7 protein-coding genes are annotated in these 6,145 nt (G+C 38.6%); all 7 read right to left on the bottom strand.

All coding sequences use genetic code 11. The features are described from left to right. Positions 1–327: 327 nt before the first annotated feature. The 7 genes from ybgF to ybgC are packed head-to-tail and all read right to left on the bottom strand — an operon-like array spanning position 328 to position 5,627. Positions 328–1,035 carry a tol-pal system protein YbgF gene (gene ybgF, locus H592_RS0119100; RefSeq protein ID WP_245600455.1) on the bottom strand — a complete coding sequence of 236 codons (708 nt, stop codon included), beginning with the start codon at positions 1,033–1,035 and terminating at the stop codon, positions 328–330. A 40-nt stretch (positions 1,036–1,075) separates the two neighbouring features. Then, complete coding sequence (gene pal / locus H592_RS0119095; RefSeq protein WP_028870191.1) at positions 1,076–1,615, bottom strand: peptidoglycan-associated lipoprotein Pal; 540 nt, start codon at positions 1,613–1,615, stop codon at positions 1,076–1,078. A 28-nt stretch (positions 1,616–1,643) separates the two neighbouring features. After that, positions 1,644–2,957: a Tol-Pal system beta propeller repeat protein TolB gene (gene tolB / locus H592_RS0119090; protein ID WP_028870190.1), complete on the bottom strand. Its 1,314-nt coding sequence runs from the start codon at positions 2,955–2,957 to the stop codon at positions 1,644–1,646. Between the two features lie 9 nt (positions 2,958–2,966). Further along, on the bottom strand, positions 2,967–4,112 hold the full coding sequence (gene tolA, locus H592_RS0119085; RefSeq protein ID WP_028870189.1) for a cell envelope integrity protein TolA: 1,146 nt from the start codon (positions 4,110–4,112) through the stop codon (positions 2,967–2,969). Further along, a complete protein-coding gene (gene tolR / locus H592_RS0119080) occupies positions 4,113–4,544 on the bottom strand; it encodes a protein TolR (RefSeq protein ID WP_028870188.1) in 432 nt (143 codons plus the stop codon). A 5-nt stretch (positions 4,545–4,549) separates the two neighbouring features. After that, positions 4,550–5,233, bottom strand: coding sequence for a protein TolQ (gene tolQ, locus H592_RS0119075; protein WP_028870187.1), 684 nt, complete (start codon positions 5,231–5,233; stop codon positions 4,550–4,552). Then, positions 5,223–5,627 carry a tol-pal system-associated acyl-CoA thioesterase gene (gene ybgC, locus H592_RS0119070; RefSeq protein ID WP_028870186.1) on the bottom strand — a complete coding sequence of 135 codons (405 nt, stop codon included), beginning with the start codon at positions 5,625–5,627 and terminating at the stop codon, positions 5,223–5,225. Before ybgC ends, tolQ begins: the two co-directional genes overlap by 11 nt. Positions 5,628–6,145: the final 518 nt, after the last annotated feature.

Below are 6,145 nucleotides of genomic sequence, written 5' to 3'. Positions count from 1 at the left end.
GCTCTACCAACTGAGCTAACGGCCCATATAGTTTTATATGGTTTGGTTTTATTTTTTAAAATTCACTTTTACATCAAAAGTACTTCAATAGCTTTACCAACTAAGCTAACAACCATATAGTTTTATATGGTTATGATTTTCAACTCTTCATATGAGCTTTTTGTTAATAGTTACAACATGAGCTAAGTCACATGTCCCTCTCAACTGCGGCGTATAATATAGAAATTTTTTAATAGCGCAACAAAAAACTGCCACTTTTATTTCATCTGCTGAGAAATTAAACAAAATGCAATTAATGCACTATTAATTCAAAGTATATTGTTAATTCTATAATGCTTTTAAACGTTTAGCAGATAACCCTGCTGCCGAAGAACTTGGGTATTCGTTAATGGTTTTTTGGTAAAAAGATCTTGCTGAATCTTTATTACCTAAATATTCATCAATAATACCAATTTTAAACATTGCATCAGCACGTTTATTCGAGTCTGGATACTTATCTGTCACGACTAAAAATGCAACACGTGCCTCATTTCGTTTTTTCTCTTTATATAAGAGCTGTCCTAACCAATATTGTGCATTAGGCACATAGCTTGATTTAGGATGATCAATCACAAAGGCTTCAAACGCGGTGATAGCTTGTCCGTATTGTTTATCATTGAGAACCAAATCCACTGCAGATTGATAAGCTGCTCTATCAACTCCGTCACCAGTATCCTGATTAACAGGAGCAGAGACCCTAGATGGATTAGTTGAACCTTTCTGAACTTCATCTATCATCTGATAAAGATTACGCTGCCTCTCTTCTATTTGCTCTAATTGATTAGCAAATACTTCCAATGAGCCTTTCATCTGGCTTACTTCTTGGCCGAGTTGATTAAGTTGAGTTTGAAAGCGAATTTGCATTTTATTGCGAGCAGTCATTACTCGAGTCAATTCGTCGATACGATTCAGTAATTCTGCGTTAGTAGCAGTATTTACTGTTGCATCTGAAATAGGCGCAGCGGCATAAAGTGGGTAAGAGATAAAAGCGGCCATTAACATGGCCGCCTTAATAGTACTTTTATTCATAGGCAGATTAGTAAACTAATTCAGCACGACGGTTTTCAATACGAGCCATCTTGGTATGTCCAAGATTAACTGGCTTCTCTTCACCGTAGCTTACTACTGTAATTTGGCTAGCAGCAACACCCATGTTTTCTAGGTATGTTGACACTGCTAAAGCACGACGTTCACCCAGAGCGATGTTGTACTCAGGTGTTCCTAGCTCATCTGCATGACCTTCAATCGTAATTGTTTTGTCAGTGTTATTTACTAAGTATTTTGCGTGTGCATCTAAAATCATAGCGTAATCAGGCATGATTAAAGATTTATCAAACTCAAAGCGAATAGTTGTTTTTAAGATAGCATCAGTATAAAGCTGAGCTAGTTGCTCTTCAGCTGTTAATTCGATTGCTTCAATAGTGTTTGTTTGCACATCATCAACAACTTGTTCAACAGCTTGAGTTGCATTTTTTTCTGCAGACTCTGCATCCACATCAGAATTTGAAGAACAAGCACCTAGCGCTAACATTGGTAATGCTATTAACAAGCTTTTTGAAATTATTGAACGATTCATTTTATTTCCTTAGTACGTTAAAATTAAATTATTGTAAAAATGGTGACCATGCCGGAGACTTCACATCACCGTTATTCGATGGAATATTTGCTTTAAATCGCCCATCCATCGAAACTAATGCTAAACCTTGTTTACCTTGGTAAACAGTGCTGTAAATTATCATACTGCCATTTGGGGCAATACTTGGAGATTCGTCTAACTGTGTTTTGGTTAACGTTCTTAATTCTCCCGAATCAAGGTCTTGCACGGCAATCATATAATTCCCATTGTGACGACTAACCAGCACTAGATTATCACCATCAGGGGTTATTGTTCCACCTAAATTTATCTCCCCTTCCCAGGTAATTCGTTTTGTTTTACCAGTTGTGAGCGATACTTGATAAATTTGTGCTCTTCCGCCACGTTCTGACGAGAAGATAATAGATTTCCCATCTGGAGCCCAGCTCGGTTCAGTATCTATGACACGGTTTTTAGTCAATCGTTGCAATGATTTTGTTAAAATATTAAAAGTATAAATTTCAGGCTGACCATCTTTAGATAAAACCAATGCTAACTGCGTCCCATCAGGAGACCACGTTGGTGAACCATTGATTTTAGGGAATGAAGTCATTAATTCACGTTTCTGTGTGTACAAGTCTTGAATATAAATTTGCGAACGGCGATTTTCGAAGCTAACGTACGCTAATTTACGTCCATCGGGAGACCATGAAGGCGACATAATAGGCTGTTTTGAACGCAATACTAATTTCTCCCCTTCCCCATCATAATCTGAAATACGTAATTGGTAAGGGTGAGAGCTTTTTCGATCCACGGCAATATAAGCAATACGAGTTAAAAACGCCCCTCTTTCTCCCGTTAATTTTTCATACACAATATCACTGATACGATGCGCATATTGACGCAGTTGATTTGTAGCAACGGTATTACGTCGTTTATCCATAATTGGATTATAATCAGCCATATTAACATTTCCAGTTAACACATCTAATAATTCAAAAGTCACAATATAATTACCCGGTTTAGTATCAGGCTTCACTTCGCCCATGACTATCGCCTCTATGCCCAGCTTTGTCCAAGCAGCATAATCGACTTCAGCACTGTTAGACGGCGTTTTAGGCATGTTATTGATAGATAATGGATTGAATTTACCACTACGCTGCAAATCAGCAGCGATAATTTCAGAAAAATTCTGTGGTTTTTTACCTTGTCCTAACCATTTAAATGGCACAACGGCAATCGGACGCGCGCTGTTGATACCCTCTGTAATCAATATTTCTAATCGAGCTGATGCACTGCTACAAGCAGTCACCAGTACTAATGTCATAATAAATCGAATAAACATCTGCATTCCTTATAATTCAGGCTCTAATGTAATATCAAAATCCCGAAATTGAGAGATAATTTCAGGGTCTTTAGGAATAGGAAGTGTCTTCGCTTGTATGGTGGCACGACGCGCAGAATCACATAACCTTTTATCTCCACGGCTCATTCTTGCACTGAGCACTAATCCATCTGGAGCCAATTTTATTGCTAACGTACAACTACTGCCTTTCATACTCGGGTCAACTTTCCAGTTGCGACTAATTTTGGCACGTATCAGAGCTTCATATTTAGCAATTTCAGATAGCTGTTTCGCGCTTCTGGCACTAGAGAAATCATCAGAGAACTCTGCCGCCATTTGCCTATCAAGCTCAGCTTGTCTTAAACGCTCTTTTTCAGCCGCCGCTTTACGTTTTGCTTCTTTCTCTGCTTTAATTTTGGCTGCTTTTTCCTTTGCAGCTTTTTCTTTCGCAGCCTTCTCTTTCGCTGCTTTCTCTTTAGCTTCTTTTTCAGCCTTTTCCTTCGCAGCTTTCTCGTTAGCTTCTCTTGCTGCCTTTTCTTCGGCCGCTTTTTCTTTGGCTAAGTTTTCTGCTTTTACTCTTTCCGCTTCTTTTTTAGCTGCCTCTTTTTTTTCAGCGTCCTGTTTTAGCTTTAGGGCTTTAGCATCTTCTTCGGCTTTTTGCTTCTCTTTTAAAGCGCGCGCTGCATCATCGGCTTTTTTCTTTTCTTGTAATACCTTTGCCTCTGCTTCGGCTTTTTGTTTTTCCTGTAATGCTTGAGCAGCCGCTACTTTTTCAGCTTCTAATCGTTTTACTTCCTGTTGTTGCCTTAAAACTTCTTGCTCTTTACGTTGTATTGCTTCTTTATCTGCTCTAATTTTATCTTCTTTCTGCTTTTGAAGCAGTGCTTCTTGACGAGCTACCTCTGCTTGTTCTCGCTCTTTTTGTTGACGTTCGTCATCTATCTTTTGTTGTTTAGCTTGCTTATTTTTTTGTACATTTTTGGCAAGATCATCAAGCATTTGTTGATTAATGATGGTTGCTTCAATAATAGATACCGCTTCTTTAGGCTCATCTTTAGGCAAAGAGAAGTCGACACTCATGAGCAACAATCCACCAACAATAAGATGCAAAGAAAGCGCGGTAATAAATGCGATTAAATTTGTACTTGTTTTCATTTATTGATCAGGCTCTGTCATTAAACCAAGTGATGGAACGCCCGCTTGTTGCAGCAACACCATTAAATCGATCACGGTTTTGTAATTCACATCACCGTCACCTTTAACAATAAATTGAGAGTTAGGGTCAAGTTCCAATTGTCGCTCAACAAGTACTGACATTTCCTCTGCACCTAATGGTGTATCAGCACTATCGCCAACACTTAAGTAATATTGACCTTGTTTATCAATAGAGGCGATCAACGGTGGCTTTGTATCCTCAGGCAACGATTCAGACACTGCCTGTGGTAGATCAACTTTAACGCCCTGTGTCACTAAAGGAGCGGTTACCATAAAGATAATCAGTAGTACCAACATTACATCAATGTAAGGCACAACATTTATCTCTGCAATGACACGCTTGCGTCTAGGAGTACGATAAGAATGTTGCATATAACTTACTCACCCTCAGTCATTGCTTGACGATGTAATATTGAAGTGAACTCTTCCATTAAATTAATGTAAGACGTTTCTAGTTGCCCAACTTGAGTAGAAAATTTGTTATAAGCCATAACAGCTGGAATAGCTGCAAATAGCCCCATCGCTGTTGCAATCAAAGCTTCAGCAATACCAGGAGCAACCATCGACAATGTAGCTTGTTGAACTTCACCAAGTGCGATGAATGAATTCATAATCCCCCATACGGTACCAAACAAACCAATATAAGGACTGATAGATCCGATAGTAGCAAGCACTGGCAACCCAGTTTCTAACTCATCCATTTCACGAGATAAAGTAACGCGCATTGAACGATGTGCACCATCAATCACACCTTCAACTTTACGTCCAGGCATTCGGTGTAAACGGGAAAACTCTTTAAATCCCATATAAAATATTTTTTCGCCACCATTAACACGCTCATTGCGTGCTGCCGTTTCTTTATATAGACGACTTAAATCATGGCCAGACCAAAAACGGTCTTCAAAATGGCTAAGCGCACTTTTGGCAGCTTTTAGCATTCTCGAACGAGAAAAAATCAACGTCCATGAATAAATAGACATGCCTAAGAGCAATAACATAACCGACTTTACAAGCAAACTTGCTTGTAAGAATAACCCTAAAAATGACATATCAGCTTGCACGAGTAATTACCTCAATTATTTCTGTTGGAATAGCATTTGGCTTCATTTTTTGTAAATTTACGCAAGCGATTAGAGTATCGGCTTGGCAAAGAAGTTCCCTGCTTTCATTGAAAATTTTCTGTGTGAACATCAAACTAGCTTTACGGTACGATGTCACCTCTGTTTCGACATCAATTAGCTGGTTGAAACGTGCTGCTTTAATACAATCCATTTCTACCTTTTTAACCACAAATGCAATATTTTGCTGTAAAAGCGTATCTTGCTGAATACCATATTCACGTAGAAACTCAGTGCGGCCTCGCTCAAAAAATTTCAAGTAGTTGGCATAATAAACAATGCCACCAGCATCGGTATCCTCGTAATATATACGAATTGGTAAAGTTGAAATTAACACTCGACTCCCTAGCCATTAATAATAAGTAAGAATGATCCTAGCAAACGCTACTACAACTGGCACTTATTGTCGACAAAGTGCTTATAATTGCTGTTTTTTAGTCACAAAAACTGGAGCATAACTGCTTTTTCTTTATTTGTTTACTATTCTTTTTATATAAAAATAAAAGAATAAAAATAAGGTAATTTTAGTTAATATCGAGTAGGGTGAGGCTTTTGCCTCATCCCTCTCACAGAACCGTACGTACGGGCCTCGTATACGGCTCCTGTATTCTTTTATTCCATCATCCGCTTTTCATAAACGCTGATGGAGCAAGCCAACCTGTATTTACATTCTCTATATTATACAAACCAAGCCCTTCAAACCAACTATTCGGCATCGCAAAACTTGATAAGGGGCTTCTCGAATTTCGCCACGAGTTCATTTTAATGAACTTAAAGGGTGGCTTATATTTCAGCTGCTTTAATCGTCGATGTAGCCGACTCGGCTTCTTCCACAAGTTAAGCTGTACTGCCCTT

It is taken from the genome of Psychromonas arctica DSM 14288, assembly GCF_000482725.1.
Classification (GTDB): domain Bacteria; phylum Pseudomonadota; class Gammaproteobacteria; order Enterobacterales; family Psychromonadaceae; genus Psychromonas; species Psychromonas arctica.
This window is presented reverse-complemented; position numbering and strand designations above follow the sequence as displayed.

Bases quoted from the DNA above. Each gene is read 5' to 3' on its own strand.
- ybgF (WP_245600455.1), bottom strand. From the start codon at position 1,035: ATGGCCGCTTTTATCTCTTACCCACTTTATGCCGCTGCGCCTATTTCA.
- pal (WP_028870191.1), bottom strand. From the start codon at position 1,615: ATGAATCGTTCAATAATTTCAAAAAGCTTGTTAATAGCATTACCAATG.
- tolB (WP_028870190.1), bottom strand. From the start codon at position 2,957: ATGTTTATTCGATTTATTATGACATTAGTACTGGTGACTGCTTGTAGC.
- tolA (WP_028870189.1), bottom strand. From the start codon at position 4,112: ATGAAAACAAGTACAAATTTAATCGCATTTATTACCGCGCTTTCTTTG.
- tolR (WP_028870188.1), bottom strand. From the start codon at position 4,544: ATGCAACATTCTTATCGTACTCCTAGACGCAAGCGTGTCATTGCAGAG.